General features: G+C 64.4%; 14 protein-coding genes. 6 read left to right on the top strand and 8 right to left on the bottom strand.

Features of this window, described 5'->3' with window-relative positions:
- The first annotated feature begins 34 nt into the window (after positions 1 to 34).
- Entirely contained in the window at positions 35 to 2,890 is a 2,856-nt protein-coding gene (locus P0D71_RS03080; protein WP_408479252.1) for a YadA-like family protein, read from the top strand.
- Positions 2,891 to 3,150: 260 nt separating this feature from the next.
- Here the strand turns inward: P0D71_RS03080 and hrpA are convergent, their stop codons facing one another.
- Positions 3,151 to 7,545 carry an ATP-dependent RNA helicase HrpA gene (gene hrpA, locus P0D71_RS03075; protein ID WP_408479251.1) on the bottom strand — a complete coding sequence of 1,465 codons (4,395 nt, stop codon included), beginning with the start codon at positions 7,543 to 7,545 and terminating at the stop codon, positions 3,151 to 3,153.
- A gap of 23 nt (positions 7,546 to 7,568) precedes the next feature.
- On the opposite strand from hrpA, the gene argA reads away from it, so the two are divergent.
- The 3 genes from argA to proP all read left to right on the top strand — a co-directional run bounded on the left by argA (position 7,569) and on the right by proP (position 11,569).
- On the top strand, positions 7,569 to 8,957 hold the full coding sequence (gene argA, locus P0D71_RS03070; RefSeq protein ID WP_408301692.1) for an amino-acid N-acetyltransferase: 1,389 nt from the start codon (positions 7,569 to 7,571) through the stop codon (positions 8,955 to 8,957).
- 109 nt (positions 8,958 to 9,066) lie between these two features.
- On the top strand, positions 9,067 to 9,339 hold the full coding sequence (locus tag P0D71_RS03065; protein ID WP_007181244.1) for an oxidative damage protection protein: 273 nt from the start codon (positions 9,067 to 9,069) through the stop codon (positions 9,337 to 9,339).
- A 727-nt stretch (positions 9,340 to 10,066) separates the two neighbouring features.
- Positions 10,067 to 11,569: a glycine betaine/L-proline transporter ProP gene (gene proP / locus P0D71_RS03060; RefSeq protein ID WP_408187252.1), complete on the top strand. Its 1,503-nt coding sequence runs from the start codon at positions 10,067 to 10,069 to the stop codon at positions 11,567 to 11,569.
- Between the two features lie 72 nt (positions 11,570 to 11,641).
- Here the strand turns inward: proP and P0D71_RS03055 are convergent, their stop codons facing one another.
- The 4 genes from P0D71_RS03055 to P0D71_RS03040 all read right to left on the bottom strand — a co-directional run bounded on the left by P0D71_RS03055 (position 11,642) and on the right by P0D71_RS03040 (position 14,240).
- Positions 11,642 to 12,130: a metallophosphoesterase family protein gene (locus P0D71_RS03055; protein ID WP_408479250.1), complete on the bottom strand. Its 489-nt coding sequence runs from the start codon at positions 12,128 to 12,130 to the stop codon at positions 11,642 to 11,644.
- Between the two features lie 138 nt (positions 12,131 to 12,268).
- Entirely contained in the window at positions 12,269 to 13,078 is an 810-nt protein-coding gene (locus P0D71_RS03050) for a hypothetical protein (protein WP_408479249.1), read from the bottom strand.
- 206 nt (positions 13,079 to 13,284) lie between these two features.
- A complete protein-coding gene (locus P0D71_RS03045) occupies positions 13,285 to 13,701 on the bottom strand; it encodes a VOC family protein (protein WP_408479248.1) in 417 nt (138 codons plus the stop codon).
- Entirely contained in the window at positions 13,698 to 14,240 is a 543-nt protein-coding gene (locus tag P0D71_RS03040; protein ID WP_408187242.1) for a helix-turn-helix domain-containing protein, read from the bottom strand. The genes P0D71_RS03045 and P0D71_RS03040 overlap by 4 nt, the downstream gene beginning before the upstream one ends.
- Positions 14,241 to 14,729: 489 nt before the next feature.
- Here P0D71_RS03040 and P0D71_RS03035 point away from each other — a divergent pair, with 489 nt between their 5' ends.
- Both P0D71_RS03035 and P0D71_RS03030 read left to right on the top strand, forming a co-directional pair.
- Positions 14,730 to 17,150 (top strand): glucose/quinate/shikimate family membrane-bound PQQ-dependent dehydrogenase, encoded by a 2,421-nt coding sequence (locus tag P0D71_RS03035; RefSeq protein WP_408479247.1) that lies wholly within the window; start codon positions 14,730 to 14,732, stop codon positions 17,148 to 17,150.
- 227 nt (positions 17,151 to 17,377) lie between these two features.
- Entirely contained in the window at positions 17,378 to 17,593 is a 216-nt protein-coding gene (locus tag P0D71_RS03030) for a hypothetical protein (RefSeq protein WP_091792848.1), read from the top strand.
- 141 nt (positions 17,594 to 17,734) lie between these two features.
- Here P0D71_RS03030 and P0D71_RS03025 read toward each other — a convergent pair whose 3' ends face one another.
- The 3 genes from P0D71_RS03025 to P0D71_RS03015 all read right to left on the bottom strand — a co-directional run bounded on the left by P0D71_RS03025 (position 17,735) and on the right by P0D71_RS03015 (position 20,894).
- Complete coding sequence (locus P0D71_RS03025; RefSeq protein WP_091792847.1) at positions 17,735 to 18,268, bottom strand: hypothetical protein; 534 nt, start codon at positions 18,266 to 18,268, stop codon at positions 17,735 to 17,737.
- A gap of 102 nt (positions 18,269 to 18,370) precedes the next feature.
- Positions 18,371 to 19,522 (bottom strand): branched-chain amino acid ABC transporter substrate-binding protein, encoded by a 1,152-nt coding sequence (locus P0D71_RS03020; protein ID WP_091792846.1) that lies wholly within the window; start codon positions 19,520 to 19,522, stop codon positions 18,371 to 18,373.
- Positions 19,523 to 19,646: 124 nt separating this feature from the next.
- Positions 19,647 to 20,894, bottom strand: coding sequence for an NAD(P)/FAD-dependent oxidoreductase (locus P0D71_RS03015; RefSeq protein ID WP_408479246.1), 1,248 nt, complete (start codon positions 20,892 to 20,894; stop codon positions 19,647 to 19,649).
- Positions 20,895 to 21,167: the final 273 nt, after the last annotated feature.

Here is a 21,167-nt window from a genome sequence, read left to right as displayed (position 1 = left end):
TCCACTTACGCAATACCGCGGAGTTTCTAGAACAATGAATTGCAATAACCCATTGGCTTGGTGTGACGCGACGCAAACGTCGCTGGCGGCACCGGCGCCGGCAAGATCGAAGACAAAGCGAGTAACGGCCCGGAAGAAAGCGATTGCCCAGGCAGTACTGCTGCTGACGGTTTTGGCGGCGGGCGCGCCGGCGGCGCATGCCGCCACCATCTATTTCGCGGCGGCGCCGTTCAATCCCGCTACGGACACGAATGCGATGGCCATCGGTGCAGGCTCGATTGCAGCGGGTATCGCGGCACAGTCGGTGGGCCCCTATTCCATTGCCTACGGCATGCAGGCGAACGCGGGCGGCAGCCATTCGGCAGCACTCGGCGCGGGCTCGCAAGCGCTGAACGAAAGCTCGATTGCAATGGGCTTTCAGGCCACGGCGGCAGCCGCTTTCTCGATGGCGACGGGCGTGCAGTCGAACGCGCAGGGCTTCGGCTCGATTGCGGCAGGCGTGCAAGCGAGTGCGCTGGGCGACAAATCGAGCGCAACAGGCCTTCAGGCCGATGCCGAGGGCGACAATTCGGTCGCGACCGGCGCGCAAGCAAGGGCGATCGGTACGAGTTCTGTCGCGATCGGCTACCTGTCGACCGCGCTCGGCACGAGTGCCTTCGCGGGCGGCAATCTGGCGCTGGCGGCGGCTGACTACAGCACGGCGATCGGCAATCAGGCCTTCGCGAACGGCGTGGGGGCGATGGCATTGGGCGCGTTCGCGCAAGCGACCGGCGAGAATGCCACCGCGCTCGGCGCCAGTTCGAGTGCCTCGGGAACCGGCTCAGTTGCGCTCGGGGTTAATGCCTCTGCCTCAGGAACAGGCTCGGCCGCGCTCGGCGCCAATTCCGCAGCCTCAGGAGCAGGCGCGGCAGCACTCGGCGCCAATTCCTCTGCCTCAGGACCAGGCTCAGCTGCGCTCGGGGTTAATTCCTCTGCCTCAGGAGCAGGCTCGGCCGCGCTCGGCGCCAATTCCTCTGCCTCAGGAGCAGGCGCGGCAGCACTCGGCGCCAATTCCGCAGCCGCGGGAACAGGCGCGGCCGCGCTCGGCTCCTACGCATCCGCAGCGTCGGCCGGCAGCATCGCGATTGGTTACGCCGCCGTTGCCAACAACGCCGACTCGATTGCGCTCGGCCGTGACGCGCATGCTTCGGCGGACGGTTCGGTCGCCCTGGGCCAGGGTTCGCTGGCCGGCCGCGCCAATACCGTCTCAGTCGGCTCCGCAGGCAACGAACGGCAGGTCACGAACGTCGCAGCCGGCACCCAGGCGACCGACGCCGTCAACCTGAGCCAACTGCAAGCCGTAAGCGTAAACGCGTCACGCTATTTCAAGGCAAACGGCCTGAACGACGGAACCGACGACGCATCGGCCACCGGCGCCAACGCAGTCGCCATCGGCAGTGCGGGGCTCGCCGCGGGACAAGCGAGTGTTGCCGTCGGCACCGGTTCGCAGGCAAACGGCGATTTCAGCACGGCAATCGGCGGCTTCGCCACCGCTCAGGCGGACGGTTCCACTTCTATTGGCAATCAGGCGAGCGCAATGGCGGCCAACTCCAGCGCGCTTGGGTATCAAGCCACGGCCTCAGCAGTCAATTCCACCGCGCTTGGTTATCAAGCCACCGCCTCAGCCACCAACTCCACCGCACTTGGCTATCAAGCCACCGCCTCAGCCGCGAATTCCACCGCGCTCGGCTATCAATCCAGCGCAGTAGCCGCCAACTCCGTCGCACTCGGCCAGGGCTCGATAGCCGACCGGGCGCGCACCGTCTCCGTGGGCGCCGCCGGCCAGGAGCGCCAGATTACGAACGTCGCGGCGGGTGCCGCCGACACCGACGCCGTCAATGTCGCGCAATTGAAAGCCGTGAGCGCCCAAGGCGCGGCCACCGCCGCGAAGCTCGACGGCGCGGTGATGTACGACAAGAACCCCGACGGCAGTGTGAACCGCAACAGCGTCACGCTCGGCGGCGACAACTCGGGCGGCGGCACCGTGCCCACCAGCTTCGCAGCAGGTCTGAACGCGGCGAGCGGCGGCACCATGATTCACAACCTCGCGGCGGGCGTCGCCGGGACCGATGCGGTCAACGTGGATCAGCTGAACGCGGCCATCTCGGGCGCCGTCAACAACGCCGTGGTCGATGCCGCCGATCCGTTCTTCAGCGCGCAAGGCAATCGCGATACCGAAGCCGCCGTGTCATCCGGCGCGCACGCCGTCGCCATGGGCGCGAGCGCTCAGGCCACCGCCGCCAACGCCGTCGCCATGGGTGCGAGCGCGCAGGCCACCGGCTCCAACGCCATCGCCATGGGTGCGAGCGCTCAGGCCACCGGCTCCAACGCCATCGCCATCGGCACAAGCTCGGTTGCCAGCGGCAACAATGCCACCGCGCTCGGCGCGGCGGCGAATGCCGGCGCCGACAACTCCGTCGCGCTAGGCCAAGGCTCGGTCGCCGATCGGGCGAACACGGTGTCGGTCGGCGCGGCGGGGCAGGAGCGTCAGATCACCCAGGTCGCAGCCGGCGTGCAAGCGACCGACGCCGTCAACGTCAGCCAGTTGCAGCAAAGCACCAGTGGCGCGGTCAGCCAGGCGAACAGCTATACCGACGACCAGATCCGCTCGGCTCGCCGCGACGCCTACGGCGGCACGGCATCCGCCATGGCGATGGCCGGTTTGCCGCAGGCTGTGCTACCGGGTCACGGCTTGGTCGCCATGGCCGGCGGCACCTATGCCGGCCAGTCGGCGTTCGCCATTGGCGTATCGCAGCTCTCGGAAACGGGCAAGTGGGTCTACAAGCTGCAAGGCACCACGGATTCGCGCGGCCAGTTCGGCGCGTCGATCGGCGCCGGCATGCACTGGTAGGCCAAACCGGCAGGACGAGTCCGGTCAAAGCTCATGGCGGCCATGGGCCGGGGATCGATCTAGCGGGTGTCTCAGGCGCGGGTCCGAACAAAGGCCCGCGCCTTTTGCGCGTGACGTCATTCTCAAAAGGCATGGCGTCGCGCGCCTTTTTATCCGTGCCGCGACCGCGTGCCGGCGCCACGTGAGCCGCCACCTCAGCCGCCCGCGAGACGTCCGCGAGGCGGAGCAGGCATGGCGCCCCGCCCCGCTAATCGCGGCGATCAGCGCTGCATCGACTCCCACACCTTATGAAGGCGCTTCACCGACACCGGCATCGGCGTGCGCAATTCCTGAGCAAACAGCGATATCCGCAACTCCTCCAACAGCCAGCGGAATTCCGACAGACGCGGATCCAGCACGCCGCCACGCTGCGCCACCGCGCGCTGATAGTTCTGCAACAGCGGCTGGAACTCGGCGAACTGCCGGGCGTCGCGCGCGGGGTCCGCTTTCAGCTTGTCGATGCGCAGCGCAATCCCTTTCAGATAGCGCGGGAAATGCGCCAGTTGCGTGTACGGCGTATCGACCACGAAACGCTTGCCGATCAGTCCGTCGAGCTGATTGTGCAGGTCCGCATGCGCTGCCGTGAACGACTTCGCCTGCACCAGCTTCTTGGTCACCGTCGCGTATTCGCCGAGAATCTGTCCGACCAGCCGGGCAATTTCCTGAGCCAGCAATGTCAGGCGGCTGCGGCCCTCGTCGCGGCGCGTGTGGAAAGTGACGTCGTCGTCGGGCAACGGGTCTTGCAGGCAGGCACGGTCGAGCGCGGTGTCGATCAATTGATCGCGCAACTCTTCCTGAGTGCCGCGCGGCATGAACTGCATCGCCATTTCGCGCAAGCCCGGCAGATTCTTTTCCAGATACTTGATCGGTTCCTTCAACTGCAACGCGAACAGCCGGCGCAATCCCGCGCGATGGATTCGCGCGGCTTCGTCGGGTGAATCGAACACTTCCACGTCGCAATGCGTGGCGCGATCCACCAGCGCCGGATAGCCGAATAGCGTCTGGCCGCCGCGACGGATTTCAAGCAGCTCGGGGAGCTTGCCGAAGTTCCAGGTCGTCAGCTTTTCATACAGCGCCGTGCCCTGCGCACCGTCTTGCGGCGCGGTCTGCGGACCCGACGCCGGAGCGCCCTTGCCGCGCTGCGCCGCGGCGTTTGCCAGGCCAGACGCTTGCGACGGCGTCGCGACACTGCCGCCGCCCGCGTCCGCCAACGCCGCGCCCGCCGCGCTCGAAGCGATCTTCTGGAAATGCTGCTGCGCCTGGCCGCCGAGTTCGGCGCGCAGTTGCGACAGGTTGCGGCCCATCGCGAGTTGACGCCCGTGCTCGTCGACGACCTTGAAGTTCATGAACAGATGCGGCGGCAGCGTTTCGAGCTTGAAGTCCGACTGCTTCATCGCGACCTGGGTCTGCTCGCGAATATCGGCGATCAGCGACTCGAGCAAGCCGCCCGCGCCGAAGCGCGGACCACTATGCCGTTCGACGAAGCCCGCCGCGAACTCAGGCAGCGGCACGCAATGACGGCGCAGTTTCTGCGGCAGGGATTTCAGCAGCAGCTGCGCCTTCTCCTTCAGCATGCCGGGCACGAGCCATTCGCAGCGGCGCGCGTCGACCTGGTTCAGCGCATACAGCGGCACGGCGAGCGTGACGCCGTCGCGCGGCGAACCCGGTTCGAAGTGATAGGTGAGCGCCATCTCGACGCCCGCCATCGTCATCCGTTTCGGGAACAGGTCGGTGGTCACGCCGGCGGCTTCGTGCCGCATCAGATCGTCGCGAGACAGGTACAGCAGGCGCAACTTGTCTTCCGGTTGACCGCTCTTTTTCACCTCGTCGCGATACCAGCGCTCGAACGACGCGCCGGTATAAATGCCCTTCGGCAACGCCTGATCGTAGTAGGCAAAAATCAGCTCGTCGTCGACCAGCACGTCCTGACGGCGCGACTTGTGTTCGAGCTGCTCGATATCGGCAAGCAACTTGCGGTTGTGCGCGAAGAACGCGAGCTTCGTATCGAACTCGCCTTCCACCAGCGCGCCGCGAATGAACAGCTCGCGGGCGCGCGCCGGATCCTGTTTGCCGAAGCTCACGCGCCGCCGGTGATAGATCGGCAGGCCATACAGCACCGCGCGCTCGAATGCCGAGACCTGCGCCGCGCGCTTTTCCCAATGCGGCTCGGAAAGCGACTTCTTCAACAGATGCGAGCCGATCTTCTCGATCCACTCCGGCTCGATCTTCGCGATGCACCGCGCGTACAGCCGGCTCGTCTCGACCAGTTCGGCGGCCATCACCCACTTACCGGCTTTCTTCACCAGCGCCGAGCCCGGCCACAGATAAAACTTGATGCTGCGCGCGCCGAGGTAATACGGTTCGTCGTCGGCTTTCAGGCCGATGTTGCCGAGCAAACCGGTCAGCAGCGCGAGATGGATCTGCTCGAAGGTCGCTTCCGCTTCGTTCAAGCGCCAGCCGTGCTCACGCACCACCGTGAGCAGTTGCGAGTGCACATCGCGCCACTCGCGAAGACGCAGCTGCGACAGGAAGTTCTTGCGGCACTCCTCGTGCAACTGTTTGTTCGACTTCTTGTGCGCGATCGCTTCTTCGAACCAGTTCCAGATTTTCAGCCATTGCAGGAATTCCGAACGCTCGTCGGCGAACCGGCGATGCGCCTGATCGGCCTGCTCCTGCGCTTCGATCGGCCGGTCGCGCGGATCCTGCACAGACAGGGCGCTGGCGATGATCAACACTTCCTTGAGCGCCTGCTGGTCGCGTGCAGCCAGAATCATCCGGCCGACGCGCGGGTCGAGCGGCAGGCGCGCGAGTTCGCGGCCGAGCGGCGTGAGCTGGTTGTCGTCGTCGACGGCGCCGAGTTCGTTGAGCAGCTGATAACCGTCGGCGATGGCGCGGCCCGGCGGCGGTTCGATGAACGGGAACGTCTCGATCGCCGTCAGATGCAGCGACTTCATCCGCAAAATCACCGAGGCCAGCGACGAGCGCAGAATCTCCGGATCCGTGAAACGCACGCGGCCCTGGTAGTCGCTTTCTTCGTACAGGCGAATGCAGATGCCGTCGGCGACCCGGCCGCAACGCCCGGCCCGCTGATTGGCGGCGGCCTGCGAGATCGACTCGACCTGCAACTGCTCGACCTTGTTGCGATACGAGTAGCGCTTCACCCGCGCGAGCCCGGTGTCGACCACGTAGCGAATGCCCGGCACCGTCAGCGAGGTTTCGGCGACGTTGGTGGCCAGCACGATACGCCGCGCGTTCGACGTGCGGAACACGCGCTCCTGTTCGGCCGCGGAAAGACGGGCGAACAGCGGCAGAATTTCCGTATGCGGCGGATGGTGCTTGCGCAGCGCCTCGGCGGCGTCGCGAATTTCGCGCTCACCGGGCAGGAACACGAGCACGTCGCCCGGACCTTCGCGGCAGAGTTCGTCGACGGCGTCGACGATGGCTTCCATCAGATCGCGATCGGTTTCGCGCTGGGTTTTCGGCCGCTCGCCTCGCGGCGCGGAGGAAGACGCGTTGCCTTCGGCGGCCTTCACCGCGGGGCTGTCTTCCGCGACGGGCCGGTAGCGCACCTCGACCGGATAAAGCCGCCCGCTCACTTCGATGACCGGCGCGGGCTTCTCTTCGCTGCCGAAGTGGCGCGCGAAACGGTCCGCGTCGATCGTCGCCGAGGTCACGATCAGCTTCAGATCGGGACGCTTGACGAGGATTTCCTTCAGATAGCCGAGCAGAAAGTCGATGTTCAGGCTGCGCTCGTGCGCCTCGTCGATGATCAGCGTGTCATACGCTTTCAGCAACGGATCGGTCTGCGTTTCGGCGAGCAGGATACCGTCGGTCATCAGCTTGACGGAGGCGCCCGGCGACAGATTGTCGGTAAAGCGCACCTTGTAGCCGACCACCTCGCCGAACGGCGTGCCGAGTTCTTCGGCGATGCGGCGGCCCGTCGCCGAAGCGGCGATCCGGCGCGGCTGCGTGTGGCCGATCAGACCGGAACCGCCCGCACCGAGCCCGCGGCCGAGTTCGAGGCAGATCTTCGGCAGCTGGGTGGTTTTGCCGGAGCCGGTCTCGCCGCAGACGATCACGACCTGATTCTGCGCGATCGCCTTGGCGATTTCCTCGCGGCGGCCCGATACGGGCAACGCTTCCGGATAGGTGATCGGCGGAATCGGATTGGGCTCGACGACACGCGGTGCGCGCGCGGCGCGGGGCGGCGCTTGCTCGCGGCGCGACCCGCCGTCTCGCGAGTCCGCTTGACGTGGCTGATCGCCACGAGCGGCGCTTTTCTGCTGGTTCGCGCCAGACGCGCTCTGCTGCCGCGCACGCCCGGGGTTGTGGTCTGACCTTCGGCCTTCCCTGCCCTCACGCGGCTGCGGCTCGCCACTTTCAGCGGGTTTCGCCTCCTCGCCACTTTCCTGATTGTGGGCTTCGCGGCGCGGATGATTTCTCTGCGCCGACGCTTGCGCATTTTCCGCGGCGCGCCGCGGCTCGCGCGCCGTGTGCGGCGCGTTCGGTTCGGCGTCCGGTGCTGTGCGGCGTGCGGCGTCGCCGGCCTTCGGTTGATCGGCGGCCGGCGCCGGATTCTCGTTCGCCGCAGCGGGACTTTTGGGTACATTCGACATGGGGGCGCATTATAATCCCCGGCATGAATTCCCAAACCGACCTCGTCCCCGCGCCCGCGAGCGTTCCGGCCCCCGCCGGAGCAACGGAAAACCTCGCACAGCACGCGCAATTCGTCGACTGGATGCGCTCAGTCGCCCCTTACATCCATGCGTTCCGTAACAAGACGTTTGTTGTCGGTTTCGGCGGCGAGGTGGTGCATCAGGGGCTCCTGAATGCGCTCGTGTCCGATATCGCGCTGCTGCAAGCCATGGGCATCCAGATCGTGCTGGTGCACGGCTCGCGGCCGCAGGTCGAAGAGCAGATGAGCCTGCACGGCGTGGAGTCCGAGTTTTCGCACGGCATGCGCATTACCGACGCGCGCGCTTTGGAGTCCGCGAAAGAAGCGGCCGGCGAAGTGCGTCTGGATATCGAGGCCGCGATCAGCCAGGGTCTGCCGAATACCCCAATGGCGCACGCGCACATCAGCGTCGTATCGGGCAATTTTGTGACAGCGCGCCCGGTCGGCATTCTGGATGGTGTCGATTTCGCCCACACCGGCGTGGTGCGCAAGATCGACGCCGATTCGATCCGTCACTCGCTCGCGAGCCGCAAGCTGGTGCTGCTCTCGCCGCTCGGCTTCTCGCCCACCGGCGAGGCCTTCAATCTGGCCATGGAAGACGTCGCGTCCGCCGCGGCGATCGCGCTGCGCGCCGACAAGATCGTGTTCCTGACCGAGACGCCGGGCCTGATGGAAGCCGGCGAAGACGGCCCCGTACTGGTGCGCGAACTCTCGCTCGACGACGCCTACAAGCTGCATGAAAGCGGCGAGGTCACCGGCGACGCCGGCTTCTATCTGAAGCACTCGATTCGCGCCTGTCGCGGCGGCGTGGCGCGGGCGCACATCATCCCTTACGCGCTCGACGGCAGCCTGCTGCTCGAACTGTTCCTGCACGACGGCGTGGGCACGATGATCTCGTACGAGAATCTGGAAAGCCTGCGCGAAGCCACGCCGGACGACGTCGGCGGCATTCTCGCGCTGATCGAGCCGCTCGAATCGGACGGCACGCTGGTGCGGCGCGGCCGTCACCAGATCGAACGCGACATCGACCATTTCTCGGTGATCGAGCACGATGGCGTGCTGTTCGGCTGTGCGGCGCTGTATCCGTACACGTCCGAACGCATCGGCGAAATGGCGTGCCTCACGGTCTCGCCCGAAGCGCAAGGCACCGGCGACGGCGAGCGCCTGTTGAAGCGCATCGAGCAGCGCGCGCGGGCGCGCGGCCTGACGCGCATTTTCGTGCTCACCACGCGTACCGAGCATTGGTTCCTCAAGCGCGGTTTTGTCAAGGTCACCGTCGACGATTTGCCGGAAGACCGCCGCAGACTCTATAACTGGCAGCGCAAGTCGCTCGTGCTGATGAAACAGCTCTGAGCGGCCCTATATAGCGACTGCCTGTCCCGGCATCGACACATCAACCCATTTTTACGGGACCGGAGTCAGTGCTGAAGCACTCACCCGGTCGACAAAGGAGAAGCACAGCATGACTCGTATGGTTCAATGCGCGAAGCTCGGCAAGGAAGCCGAAGGCCTCGATTTCCCGCCGCTGCCGGGCGAACTTGGCAAGCGGATCTACGAAAGCATTTCGAAGGAAGCCTGGCAGGCCTGGTTGAAGCAGCAAACCATGCTGATCAACGAAAACCGCCTGAACATGGCTGATCCGCGCGCACGCCAATACCTGATGAAGCAGACCGAAAAGTTCTTCTTCGGCGAAGGCGCGGATACGGCGCAAGGTTACGTGCCGCCTTCGGCGTAATCGAGCGCTTTCGCGCTTCAGGCCGCATCACCGAAATCCGCGCCGCGTGCGCGGATTTTTTTCGTCCGCGCCGCCGCAAATCCCCTCCATCACGCAACGTTTGTTTGATCGCTCGAACGAAGCGGCAAAATTCTCCAAACGATACATTTCAGGCCATTTTTAAGCCGCTTCTTCAGACCGCCAGGATCCGCCCAATCCCCCGCCCCGCAAGGGATTGAACGCCCCCGCCCAAGTCCCCCGCGGACACCCGGTTTGCACGATCCTCCGCTATCGTGCTATTATGTGCATCGTTCCAACAGCATTTCACCTTCATTCACGTTCTCTTCAATCTGGCCCGCAGTGCATACACAGTACGTATCGCAATGTGTTGCCACTCCGAATTGAACAGTTTTTATACAAGAAGGCTTGTCGGTCGTTTCCCGTCGCATGTCTCGGCATGAGCGGCGAATACAGCACCGGCCTTTTTCGTTTCAAGCCTTCCAGCGGCGCGTGGGCCAGCTTTCAGCCACCCAGCGTCCTCATGCATCTGCCCCCCTTCCACGGCCACGCAGGTGCAACAGTCAGCACAATCTAGACGAGTGTTTTTTCGCGACCTGTCTCGCGAGGCACGGGCGTTGTGTTTTTTTCGCGCCCAACTCTGTCGCCCTTCGACGGTGACGAAGACGCCTTTCGCCTTGCTCGCGACACTGCACTTCCCAGCAACCGTGGCGGAACGTTCATGCGCATCATGAGTTTCGTCGCAGTCATTGGAGTTTTCACCTTGACCGCTTCCAGCAACGGCTTCTGGCGACATCACAAAGAAGAACAACGCCTCTCTCTGGACGACATCACCGTCGTCGACAAATCTCTCCTCAAGCGGGCCGTCGGCGCCATGGCGCTCGGCAACGCGATGGAATGGTTCGATTTCGGCGTGTACAGCTATATCGCTGTCACGCTCGGCAAAGTGTTCTTTCCGTCGGCGAGCCCCGCGGCGCAGCTGATCGCCACCTTCGGCACGTTCGCCGCGGCGTTCCTCGTGCGGCCGGTCGGCGGCATGGTGTTCGGGCCACTCGGCGACCGCATCGGCCGGCAACGCGTGCTGGCGATGACCATGATCATGATGGCACTCGGCACCTTCGCGATCGGCCTGATCCCCAGCTACGCGAGTATCGGCATTTTCGCGCCGGTGCTGCTCTTGGTGGCGCGTCTGGTGCAAGGCTTTTCGACCGGCGGCGAGTACGGCGGCGCGGCGACCTTCATCGCCGAATTCTCGACGGACAAGCGCCGCGGCTTCATGGGCAGCTTCCTGGAGTTCGGCACGCTGATCGGCTACGTGCTCGGCGCGGGCACGGTGGCCGTGCTGACCGCGACGCTCTCCAACGAGGCGCTGCTCTCATGGGGCTGGCGCGTGCCGTTCCTGATCGCGGGTCCGCTGGGTCTGGTGGGTCTGTACATCCGGATGAAGCTCGAAGAAACGCCCGCGTTCAAGAAGCAGGCGGAACAACGTGAAGCCGAAGACAAGGCGCTGCCCAAGCAGTCGTTTCGCGAATTGCTCATGCAGCAATGGAAGCCGCTTCTGCTGTGCGTTGGCCTCGTGCTGATCTTCAACGTCACTGATTACATGGCGCTTTCGTATCTGCCGAGCTATCTGTCGGCCACGCTGCACTTCAACGAAACGCATGGCCTGTTCCTCGTGCTGCTCGTCATGGTGCTGATGATGCCGATGACGCTCGCCGCCGGCCGCCTGTCCGACACGATCGGCCGCAAGCCAGTCATGCTGTTCGGTTGCGTGGGTCTGTTCGCGCTGTCGATTCCCGCCCTGCTGCTGATCCGCATGGGCACGGTGCTGCCGGTGTTCGGCGGCCTGATGATTCTCGGCGTGCTGCTGTCGTGCTTTACCGGCGTGATGCCGTCGGCTCTGCCGGCGCTGTTCCCGACCAGGATCCGCTACGGCGCGCTCGCGATCGGCTTCAATATTTCGGTGTCGCTGTTCGGGGGGACGACGCCGCTCGTCACGGCGTGGCTGGTGAACAGCACCGGCAATCTGATGATGCCCGCGTACTATCTGATGGGCGCTTCGCTGATCGGTGTCGTCTCGGTGCTCGCGCTGCGCGAGACCGCCCGTAAGCCGCTGCTCGGCTCGGGCCCGTGCGTGGCGACGCGTGCGGAAGCGCATGCCGTGCTGCGTGGCGAGCGTGAAGCCGCGGAGATCGACGAAGGCTATGCGGCAACCGCCACGGCACGTGCCTGAGCATGTGGTGCGCCTCGGGTAGCGCAAACTGAGTGGTGAGCACGGGCCGGCAAATCTTTGCCGGCCCGTTTTTTATGGCACCAGCGAATCGAAGCTCGCGCTTGCGCTCGCCCCTTCGACGATCAGGATTGCGGCCGAAACCGGCAGTTTGAAACGCCGTGGCCCGGCGCTGCCCGGATTGACGAACAGCACGCCGTCGCGCTCGCTGATCGACGGTTTGTGCGAATGGCCCGTCACCACCACGCCGATTCCCTGGCTGCGCGGATCGGCGCCCACATCGGCGATGTCGTGCACGACGAGGATCGCTACCTGCTGCACGGTGAGTGTGACGTGCGTCGGCAGCGACGCGGCCCAGTGGCCGGTGTCGTTGTTGCCGCGCACGGCCGTGACCGGCGCAATTTGCGTTAGCGCTTCGAGCACGGCCGGGTTGCAGATATCGCCCGCATGGATGATCGCGTCGCAACCGGCGAGATAGTGCAATGCCTCCGGGCGTACGAGGTTGTGGGTATCGGAAATGAGGCCGATTCTTTTGCACGTGGTGGGTCGATCGCGCGAAGTCATGTTGGCAGTATCGGACAAAAGGGTGGGACGTGTGCGCGGTCGTTTCGCTCGTGAGCAGGTGGGCCTTGAACCGCTCAGAACGCAACGAGCGGGTACGAACTGCGATGAACCGCCGCAAGTCTCGGCGAACCCTCGCGCTCAATCCGCCGCCTGCCGCTCCACGATCTGACGCGCCGCAACCTGCGCCGGCCGCTTCGCGTTGAGCATCCGCCTCGTCGCGCCATGCACGAGCGTCGAAACCACCGCCGCGCACAGAAAGCTCAGCCACACGCCGTACCGCGGCAGCATGCTCGCGGTCACGGCGAAGAATGCCGCGAACGACGCACGGCCGATCACCATGCCGCGCATCAGCAACGCGACGAAGTCCGCGCCGTGCGCGCGCTGCGCCGAGACCGCGAGCACGATGCCGAGCAAAGGAAACACTGAGAGCAGTCCGCTCCATGTCGCGCCCATCGACGCGGACAGGGTGGTCACCGCGACCGTCAGCAGCGCGCCGGCGAGCATGCGGACAGCGAGGTCGCCGAGTCCGAGGCGCGCCGCCGGTACGTGACCGCTCACGCGCGGCAAGCCGCTTTGCGACACCGCCACGGCCACGCAGGCCGCCACCGCCGCGCATGCGAGGCCGGCGGGAAGCTGCGTCAGCAAACTTGCCACGCCGATCCAACCCACCATCCCTACAACCAGCGCGAGGGGCCACGCAAAGCGCCGGCAGGTCCACGCGTAGGCGAAATTGAACGCTTCCGACGCGGCGATCGCCGCAATCGAGGCCGCCGACGCTTGCGCCGCGAACGTCGAGCCGCGCTCCAGCGCAAGCAGCAAGACGATCGGCCCGGCAACGACCGGCAGCCCCGCGAGCCACCCCGCCACCGTCGGCCCCCATATGCGTCCCGCCACCGTCAGCGCGGCGAGAAACGCGGGCACCAGCACGAGTTTGAGCGCGAGCAGCATGCCTATGCTTCCTGCTTGTAGTCGATGCTTCCAGATAAGCGGGGCAAGCTAATTCCCATCACGACATTCCCTCTCAAAGACAATCGCCTGCTCATGCGAGTCGGCAGCACAGGCTCGTTCCCGGCGAATAACGGTGCTGCCGCTTATCCGCCAGCGCAACGCCGATGGATACCCGGCCACCCGAAACGACGATCCCGCTGCTGGCGTCACGTCGAGTTCCTCGGTGCCTGGATCATCTTCCAGCCATTGCCGGCAGGGTCGCGAAAACCGGCATCGACGCTGCCGAAGCGGTCCACCGGCTCCTGGGTGAATTCCACGCCGCGCGCTTTCAGGCGGGCGTAGCTCGCACGGCAGTCGACCACGGAGAGAACCAGAGGCGGCATGGCCCCTTTGGCGACCATGGCGCGCAAGGTTTGCGCGGTGGCTTCGTCGTGGATGGGCGGGCCGGGTGTGAACAGCCCGAGCTGAAACGCGGGCTGATCGGGATGCTGGACCGTGAGCCAGCGATAAGCGCCGTTGCGCACGTCCGTGTGGACGCGAAATCCGAGCTTGTCGACGTAGAAAGTGAGCGCTTCGTCCTGGTTGTCGACGTACAGGCCCACCACATTGATACCCTCGTTCATGACACCTCCCTGGTTGATGGCCAGACTGTATCGTCGGCCGCGCGGCGGCGCTTCTCCGAAACTGCGGTGGTGAGATCGGGGCGCTGCGCGGCCTTCGCCACGCAGGCGGGCATGCGGTCAAGTCGCGGCATGTTGGCCTGGCTCTCGACGCGCATGGCGCTGGGGCTTTTCCCGGTGATGTCGTGGAAGATTCTGCCGAAGGTCCCCAGGCTCTCCCAGCCGGTGGCAAAGGCAATTTCCGTGATGCTGAGCCCGGTGTCGCGCAACAGGGTGACGGCCTGCTCGATGCGGCGCGTCAGCAGGTAGCGGTGCGGCGGGACCCCGAAGGCCCGTTTGAAGGAGCGCGCGAAATGAGCTTGCGTGACGCCGCTCACCTCGGCAAGGCGCTTGACGGGCCAAGCCTCGTGCGACGCGGCGTCCATGCGGTCCTTGGCGCGCAGCAGCCGGCGCAGCAGGACCGGATCTTGCAACGCGTCAGCGCCGCCCGGTGCGGGGGACGAGGCAAGCGGCCGGGCGCGAGGGTCTTTGCGAGGAGGCATAAGTCCGGGAGGGCTGACGGAATGCGTAGTTTAGGCTCGCGCGAGCGCTTCGTGGGCGCGAACTTGGGCGCGTGCAGAAGTGCTGGAGCCACAGCGTCGGCTGCATCCGGGCAGGAAGCGGCGGCGCATCGCCATGCCGAGTCGGCCACGTGATGCTTGATGCACTTCGCCGCCTACAACCTACAATTTGAACGCGCGCCCCTCCTTGTGCGGTACGGTTGCATAAATTGAAAGACGGCAGTTGAAAGACGGCGGGCACCGCACCTTCGCGGCGTTCGCGGCCCCGTCGGAATCGAACCGGGCCGCCTGCGGATCGCGGGCCGTCCAACATTGGGGTAATGCAGGTGTTTGCGTGACTGTTTTACCGCCTTGCACGAGCGCGGCGAACCGGCCGGATGCCGCCCTTGCGTTCGCGTCGGCGTATGAGCGCTGCGGGCATCGCGTAACAGGCGATGCAAGCGGCACCTTAAGAAAAAGATTGAGGTCACCATGTACAGACAATCGACATCGCCGGGTTTCATCGCCGTCATCACGTTGCTGTTCACTGCGCTCACCGCGCTCTATCTGCTGATAGGCGGGGCATGGCTGCTCTCGCTCGGCGGCTCCGCGTATTACGTCGTGACCGGCATCGTGCTGCTCGGTGTGAGCTGGCTGCTGTACCGTCGCAGCGCGGCGGCGCTCGCGCTCTACGCGCTCGTGCTGGTCGGCACGGCGGTCTGGGCGCTGTGGGAGTCGGGCCCCGACTTCTGGGCGCTCGCGCCGCGCTCCGGCGTGCTCGTCGTGTTCGGCGTGTGGCTGTTGCTGCTCGTGAGCCGGCGCCTCGACGCGCCGCGCAAGCTCGGCGTGACGTCGCTCATCGGCGCGCTCGTGATCTGGGCCGGCGTGCTCGTCTATGCGAGCTTCAACGATCCGCAGACGCTCAACGGCACGCTGAGCGCGGCGGCCACGACGCCCGCGGCCAACCCCAACGGTATCGATCCGTCCGACTGGCCCGCGTATGGCCGCACCCAGGAAGGCACGCGCTATTCGCCGCTGCAGCAGATCACGCCCGAGAACGTCAAGAACCTGCAGGTGGCCTGGACCTTCCGCACCGGCGACATGAAAGGTCCGAACGACCCCGTCGAAATCACCAATGAAGTCACGCCGATCAAGATCGGCAATCTGCTGTATCTGTGCTCGCCTCACCAGATCCTGTTCGCGCTCGATGCAAAGACGGGTGAGCAGAAATGGAAGTTCGATCCGAAGCTGCGGGCCGACCCGTCGTTCCAGCACGTGACCTGTCGCGGCGTGTCGTATCTCGACCTCTCGGCCAGCGCCACGACCGTGCAGCCCGCCACGCCCACGAGCGACGCCGCCGCGGCAGCCACGGTGGCGTCCACGGCCAATGGCGCGTGTACGCGCCGCATCTATCTGCCTGTCAACGACGGCCACCTGTACGCGCTCGATGCGCAGACGGGCGAGCGCTGCGCGGGCTTCGGCAACAACGGCGACCTCGATCTGCAACACGCGCAGCCGGTCACGACGCCGGGCATGTACGAGCCGACTTCGCCGCCGATCGTGACGAACACGGCAATCATCGTGGCGGGCGCGGTGGAAGACAACTTCTCGACGCGCGAGCCTTCCGGCGTGATCCGCGGCTTCGACGTGCGCACCGGCCAGTTGCTGTGGGCATTCGATCCGGGCGCGCAAGACCCGAACAAGATTCCGGGCGCGGGCGAAAACTACACCATCAATTCGCCGAACTCGTGGGCGCCCTCCGCCTACGACGCGAAACTCGACCTCATCTATTTGCCGATGGGCGTGACGACGCCGGACATCTGGGGTGGCAACCGCACGGCCTTGCAGGAGCGCTATGCGAGCGGCCTGCTGGCGCTGCATGCATCGACAGGCAAGCTGGCGTGGTTCTATCAGACCGCGCACCACGATCTGTGGGACATGGACCAGCCCTCGCAGCCCACGCTCGCCGATATCACCGGCAAGGACGGCAAGACCGTACCGGTCGTGTATGCGCCCGCCAAGACCGGCAACCTGTTCGTGCTGGATCGCCGTACCGGCGCGCTGGTCGTGCCCGCGCCCGAAACGCCGGTGCCGCAGGGCGCCGCACCCGGCGATCATGTTTCGCCCACGCAGCCGTTTTCCGATCTCACGTTCCGTCCGAAGAACCTGCTCACCGACGCCGACATGTGGGGCGCGACGATGTTCGACCAGCTCGTATGCCGCGTGATGTTCCACAAGCTGCGGTATGAAGGCACCTTCACGCCGCCTTCGCTGCAAGGCACGCTGGTGTTTCCAGGCAACCTCGGCATGTTCGAATGGGGCGGCATTGCCGTCGACACCGATCGTCAGCTCGCCATCGCCAATCCGATCGCCCTGCCCTTTGTCTCCCGTCTGATCCCGCGCGGCCCCGGCAATCCGACGGAGCCGGAACCGGGCGCAAAAGGCAGCGGCACGGAAGCGGGCATCCAGCCGCAATATGGCTTGCCGTACGGCGTGACGCTGAACCCGTTCCTCTCGCCGCTCGGTCTGCCATGCAAACAGCCGGCGTGGGGCTATATTTCGGCGATCGATCTGAAGACCAACGAGATCGTGTGGAAGAAGCGCATCGGCACAGTGCGCGACAGTTCGCCGATTCCGCTGCCGTTCAAGATGGGCATGCCGATGCTCGGCGGGCCGATCGTGACGGCGGGCGGCGTCGCGTTCATCGGTGCGACCGCGGACAACTATATCCGCGGGTTCGATGTCAACAACGGCAAGGAAGTCTGGCGCGCGCGTCTGCCCGCGGGCGGCCAGGCCACGCCGATGAGCTATTCGATCGATGGCCGCCAGTACATCCTGATCGCCGCGGGTGGCCACGGGTCGTTCGGCACCAAGCTTGGCGACTATGTGATCGCGTACGCGCTGCCGCAGTAGCGCAGTAGATCGGGCGCGGGTCAGAATCGCGATCCGCGCCCTTTGAAGAACACATCATGCCTTTGCGCCGACAGGCAAATATCAACCCGGCAAGAAAGCTTTAGTAAGCGCTTCGCCTTAAGGCTATCTAATCCCGTTTTGGCAACCGGGACTCGAGCTCTAACATGCGCAGCAAGGCTGCTTTGTCGTTTTGATATTAAGAGTGGGACAAGAAAGGAAACCAGAACATGAATCGTCGCGTACGCCAGATCCCGGTATCAGGAGCAAATGTGAGGTGGCTGCTGTTGATCGCCGCGCTCGCGGGAACCAGCGGATTGCAAGGTTGCTCGACCACGCTCGAAACGTTTGGATTAGGGGCTGGATTGGGCATCGGCGTAGGCGTGATTGGCGCTGTGGGCACGATCGCGTGCGCGATCGGTTGTGAGCGCAACCACGGATTTTGACCGGTCTCTCGAGGATCCAACGCGAGCGGCCCATGCCGAAGCATCCGGCACGGCCGCTCTCCGAAGTACTCATCCAGGCGGTCAATGACCACGCCCTTCACCTGGCCGTTGGTGGACTATCGCATCACCCTCTGATCTTCTTTACTGGCTACGCGCAAGATTCCTCGCAACCTCCTCAACTGCCCGGATGTTCGGGGCGCTTCGCACCAGCAGATCGAGTGGACACCATGGATAAGGAAGTGAGCTTACCCATCCCAGGATCGAATCTCCGAGTTCACCTGGCAGCGTTTTCATCTCTTCAATGGTGATTTCAAGCTTCGCAACCAGTCCAGAATCATCTCGACTCAACCATGCGTAGCTCCCGAAACCCAAACGCACTGCGCCCGAAACTTTTTCCGTCATGCAAACGAGCCACTTGCAACTAAATGCGCTCGCGTGGTCCGGCGGAACCTCCATGCAAAAGGTATAGATATTTTCGTAACGTTGCGCGAACTGACTTACCAGCGTCTCTGATATGCCCTTCAGGCCTTTCACCGTTGAAGGAAACGATATCTCGTCAGTCTTGACCTCCATCACGAGCTCCGCATCGGCAGCGAATGCGCGGGACATGAGATGCGGGCGGTTGCCGTCCTTCGCAAGAAGGTAAGTTTCGATCGACTGCCGTAACAGGGTCATCCTGGATCCATGGAGCAAAGTTGTTTCGCGCCGATTCTACGCAATGCTTCTGCCCGGATAGTGATGACCCTACATTGCGCATGGACGCCGTGTTCGCGAAAATCAGGCGCCGCTCCCTCCAACCGTCTTCATACTCTTCCACTGACCTTGCTGAACCTGAAACAGCGTGTACGGCGGCTTGATCAGATCGCCGTAAGGGTCGAACGTGATCTGTCCCGTCACGCCCGTGACGCTGACCTTGGACAGACTATCGACGATCTTCGCGCGGTCCAGTGAATTCGCCGTGTGGATCGCCTTGAGCATGGCGAGCGCTGCGTCGTACGCAAACGGCGCATACAGTTCCACGTCCTGATTGAAGCGCGCCTTGTAGCGCTTGCCGAACTCCACGGCCGCCGGCAGCTTGTCGAGCGCGGGGCCCGGCTCCAGATCCTGCGTGCCGTCGCCCGCCGTACCCGCGATCTGCAGGAACGCATTGCTCTTCAACGCGCCCGCGCCGAACAGTTGAGCCGTCATGCCGAGGGAGCGCATCTGTTTGATCAGCATCGCCCCCTGTTCATCCAGGCCGCCGAAGAAAATCAGATCGACATTCTTACTCTTCAGCGTCGTAAGGACGGCGCGGAAATCGACCGCCTTGTCGTTGGTGAACTCGCGATCGACGATGTTGCCGTTCGCTTCTTTCGCGCCTTTTTCGAACGCATCCGCCAATCCCTGTCCGAACGCCGTGCGGTCGTCGATGATACCGATGCGCTTCGCCTTCATCTGCTCGACCACGAAGTGCCCCGCCACCACGCCGCCGATACCGTCGTGGCCCATCGTGCGAAACACGTTCTTGTAGCCCTGTTTGGTCAATTGCGGATTGGTCGAACCGGGCGTAATCATCGCGACGTTAGCCTGGTGATAAACCGTCGAGGCCGGAATACTGCAACCCGAGTTGTAATGGCCGATCACGCCGACCACGCCGTCGTCGACCAGCTTCTGTGCCACCTGAATCGCCACGCGCGGATCGGCCTGGTCGTCCTGCACGTCGAGCACAAATTTCACCGGCTTACCATCGACAGTGGGATGCCGCGCGTTTTCTTCATCGAGCGCCAGTTGCGCGCCGTACTGCAGGTCTTTCCCCACGCGTGCAACGGGACCCGTCAACGGTCCTACAAAGCCGATCCTGACGACCTCAGGGTCGGCTGCCCACGCGAACGGTGCGTGCGCACCGATCAGACAAACGGTAAAACTCAACAGCCAATTGCGGCGATTCATGATGCGCTCCTTGCGAGTTGTCACGTCGCGCGTTATGTCGAATGAGCGGCTCGATGCGCGACGCGTCGAAACCGTCCTACGTAGAAGTGGGTGAAACTGAAACCTGGTGCCACGATGTTCGCCGTTATGCCTTTCGCCCCGCGCGGAAACGCGTCGCCGCGTACGGCGCGAGATCGAGCGCAGGCGCGCGCCGTGCGACCAGATCCGCGACGATGCGCGCGCTTATGCCGGCGAGTGTCACCCCGAGATGCTGGTGACCGAATGCATAGATCACGCGTTCGCTCGCGCGTGAACGCGCGAGCACTGGCACGCCGTCCGGCAAGGTCGGGCGAAATCCGAGCCAACTGCTGTCGGGCGTAGTGAGCGCGGGCAACGCGCGTCTGGATGAAAACGTCAGCAAGTCGATCAGCGAGCGGTTGCGCGAGTCGCTAAAGCCGCCCAGTTCGACCGTTCCCGCGACGCGGATACCGTCGCTCATCGGCGTCATGTAAAAGCCTCGCTCGGCCCACCCAACCGGCCGTGAAATCAGTTGCTGCGCGCCCGGATAACGCACGTGATAGCCACGCTCGGTGTCGAGCGGCACGCTGTCGCCGCATTGCCGCGCAAACTGCGCAGAACGCGCGCCCGTCGCGACGATCACATGGCTAAAGCGCCGCGTAACGCCGTCGGCTGTCACACTCGCGCCATCGGCCGCGGGCTGCACCGCGCTGACCGTCGATCGCTGCAGCGTCAGCCCTTGCGCCACGAGCCGCTCGTAAAGCGTTTGCAGGAAGCCTTGCGGATCGGAGAAATGCCAACTGTCGCTGAACAGCACGCCGCGCTCGAATATCGGCGCCAGCGACGGTTCGAGCGTGCGAATGTCGTTGGCGCCCAGCACGTCGAAGGCGACGCCGAGTTGCTTGCGCAAACCGAGTGCGGGACTCGCCGCGTCGAACGACGCCGCGCTCGAATAGAGATAGAGACACTCGCGCCGCCGTACAAAACGTGCCAGGCCGGCGTTTGCCAGCAACGGCGCGTAACCCTCCTGCGCTTGCGCGAGCAATGCAGCGAGTGCGCCGGCACTGGCCTTGTAATTGCGCGGCAGCGAACTCATCATGAAGCGCGCGAGCCATGGCACGAGGTGCGGCAGATACTGATAGCGCAGCCTGAATGGACTCTCGCCAGAAAACAGGTAGCGCGGCAAGTCGCGGAACACAGACGGGTTGTTCACCGGAATGCACGCGTAGTGAGCAAACGTTCCCGCGTTGCCGAACGACGCGCCCTGTCCGACGCCGGACGGATCGAACAGCGTGACCCGATGCCCGTCGCGCATCAACGACGCCGCGCTGGCGAGGCCGATGAATCCCGCTCCGACAATAGCGATCTCCGACATTACTTGCGCCCTTCCATCGCATACGACAGCCACGAAGACAAAACGCGCATTGCAACACTCCCACTGACAGATTCCTGGGCACTGCCCGGCGTCGTTGCTGCATGTCCGCCACCAGACAAACTCTGGCATCTAGAATCACACAATAAATTTTTGTGTGCAATCAAAAAACATATTGTGTGGTCATAGCATTTTCCCTGGAGGGTACCAGGCATGCTCTTCGCCACCTGGCGGCGGTTCAGCCGGAAACTCGCGGAAGCCTCGCAGTCGCACGGG

Origin of the sequence: Paraburkholderia sp. RL17-383-BIF-A (assembly GCF_046028015.1) — a bacterium.
Classification (GTDB): Bacteria; Pseudomonadota; Gammaproteobacteria; order Burkholderiales; family Burkholderiaceae; genus Paraburkholderia.
This window is presented reverse-complemented; position numbering and strand designations above follow the sequence as displayed.

What these genes read in the sequence shown, in the direction of transcription:
- P0D71_RS03015 (WP_408479246.1), bottom strand. Translation starts at nt 20,894, where the DNA reads ATGTCGGAGATCGCTATTGTCGGAGCGGGATTCATCGGCCTCGCCAGC.
- P0D71_RS03025 (WP_091792847.1), bottom strand. Translation starts at nt 18,268, where the DNA reads ATGACCCTGTTACGGCAGTCGATCGAAACTTACCTTCTTGCGAAGGAC.
- P0D71_RS03055 (WP_408479250.1), bottom strand. Translation starts at nt 12,130, where the DNA reads ATGACTTCGCGCGATCGACCCACCACGTGCAAAAGAATCGGCCTCATT.
- P0D71_RS03050 (WP_408479249.1), bottom strand. Translation starts at nt 13,078, where the DNA reads ATGCTGCTCGCGCTCAAACTCGTGCTGGTGCCCGCGTTTCTCGCCGCG.
- P0D71_RS03040 (WP_408187242.1), bottom strand. Translation starts at nt 14,240, where the DNA reads ATGCCTCCTCGCAAAGACCCTCGCGCCCGGCCGCTTGCCTCGTCCCCC.
- P0D71_RS03080 (WP_408479252.1), top strand. Translation starts at nt 35, where the DNA reads ATGAATTGCAATAACCCATTGGCTTGGTGTGACGCGACGCAAACGTCG.
- proP (WP_408187252.1), top strand. Translation starts at nt 10,067, where the DNA reads ATGAGTTTCGTCGCAGTCATTGGAGTTTTCACCTTGACCGCTTCCAGC.
- P0D71_RS03065 (WP_007181244.1), top strand. Translation starts at nt 9,067, where the DNA reads ATGACTCGTATGGTTCAATGCGCGAAGCTCGGCAAGGAAGCCGAAGGC.
- P0D71_RS03035 (WP_408479247.1), top strand. Translation starts at nt 14,730, where the DNA reads ATGTACAGACAATCGACATCGCCGGGTTTCATCGCCGTCATCACGTTG.
- hrpA (WP_408479251.1), bottom strand. Translation starts at nt 7,545, where the DNA reads ATGTCGAATGTACCCAAAAGTCCCGCTGCGGCGAACGAGAATCCGGCG.
- argA (WP_408301692.1), top strand. Translation starts at nt 7,569, where the DNA reads ATGAATTCCCAAACCGACCTCGTCCCCGCGCCCGCGAGCGTTCCGGCC.
- P0D71_RS03030 (WP_091792848.1), top strand. Translation starts at nt 17,378, where the DNA reads ATGAATCGTCGCGTACGCCAGATCCCGGTATCAGGAGCAAATGTGAGG.
- P0D71_RS03020 (WP_091792846.1), bottom strand. Translation starts at nt 19,522, where the DNA reads ATGAATCGCCGCAATTGGCTGTTGAGTTTTACCGTTTGTCTGATCGGT.
- P0D71_RS03045 (WP_408479248.1), bottom strand. Translation starts at nt 13,701, where the DNA reads ATGAACGAGGGTATCAATGTGGTGGGCCTGTACGTCGACAACCAGGAC.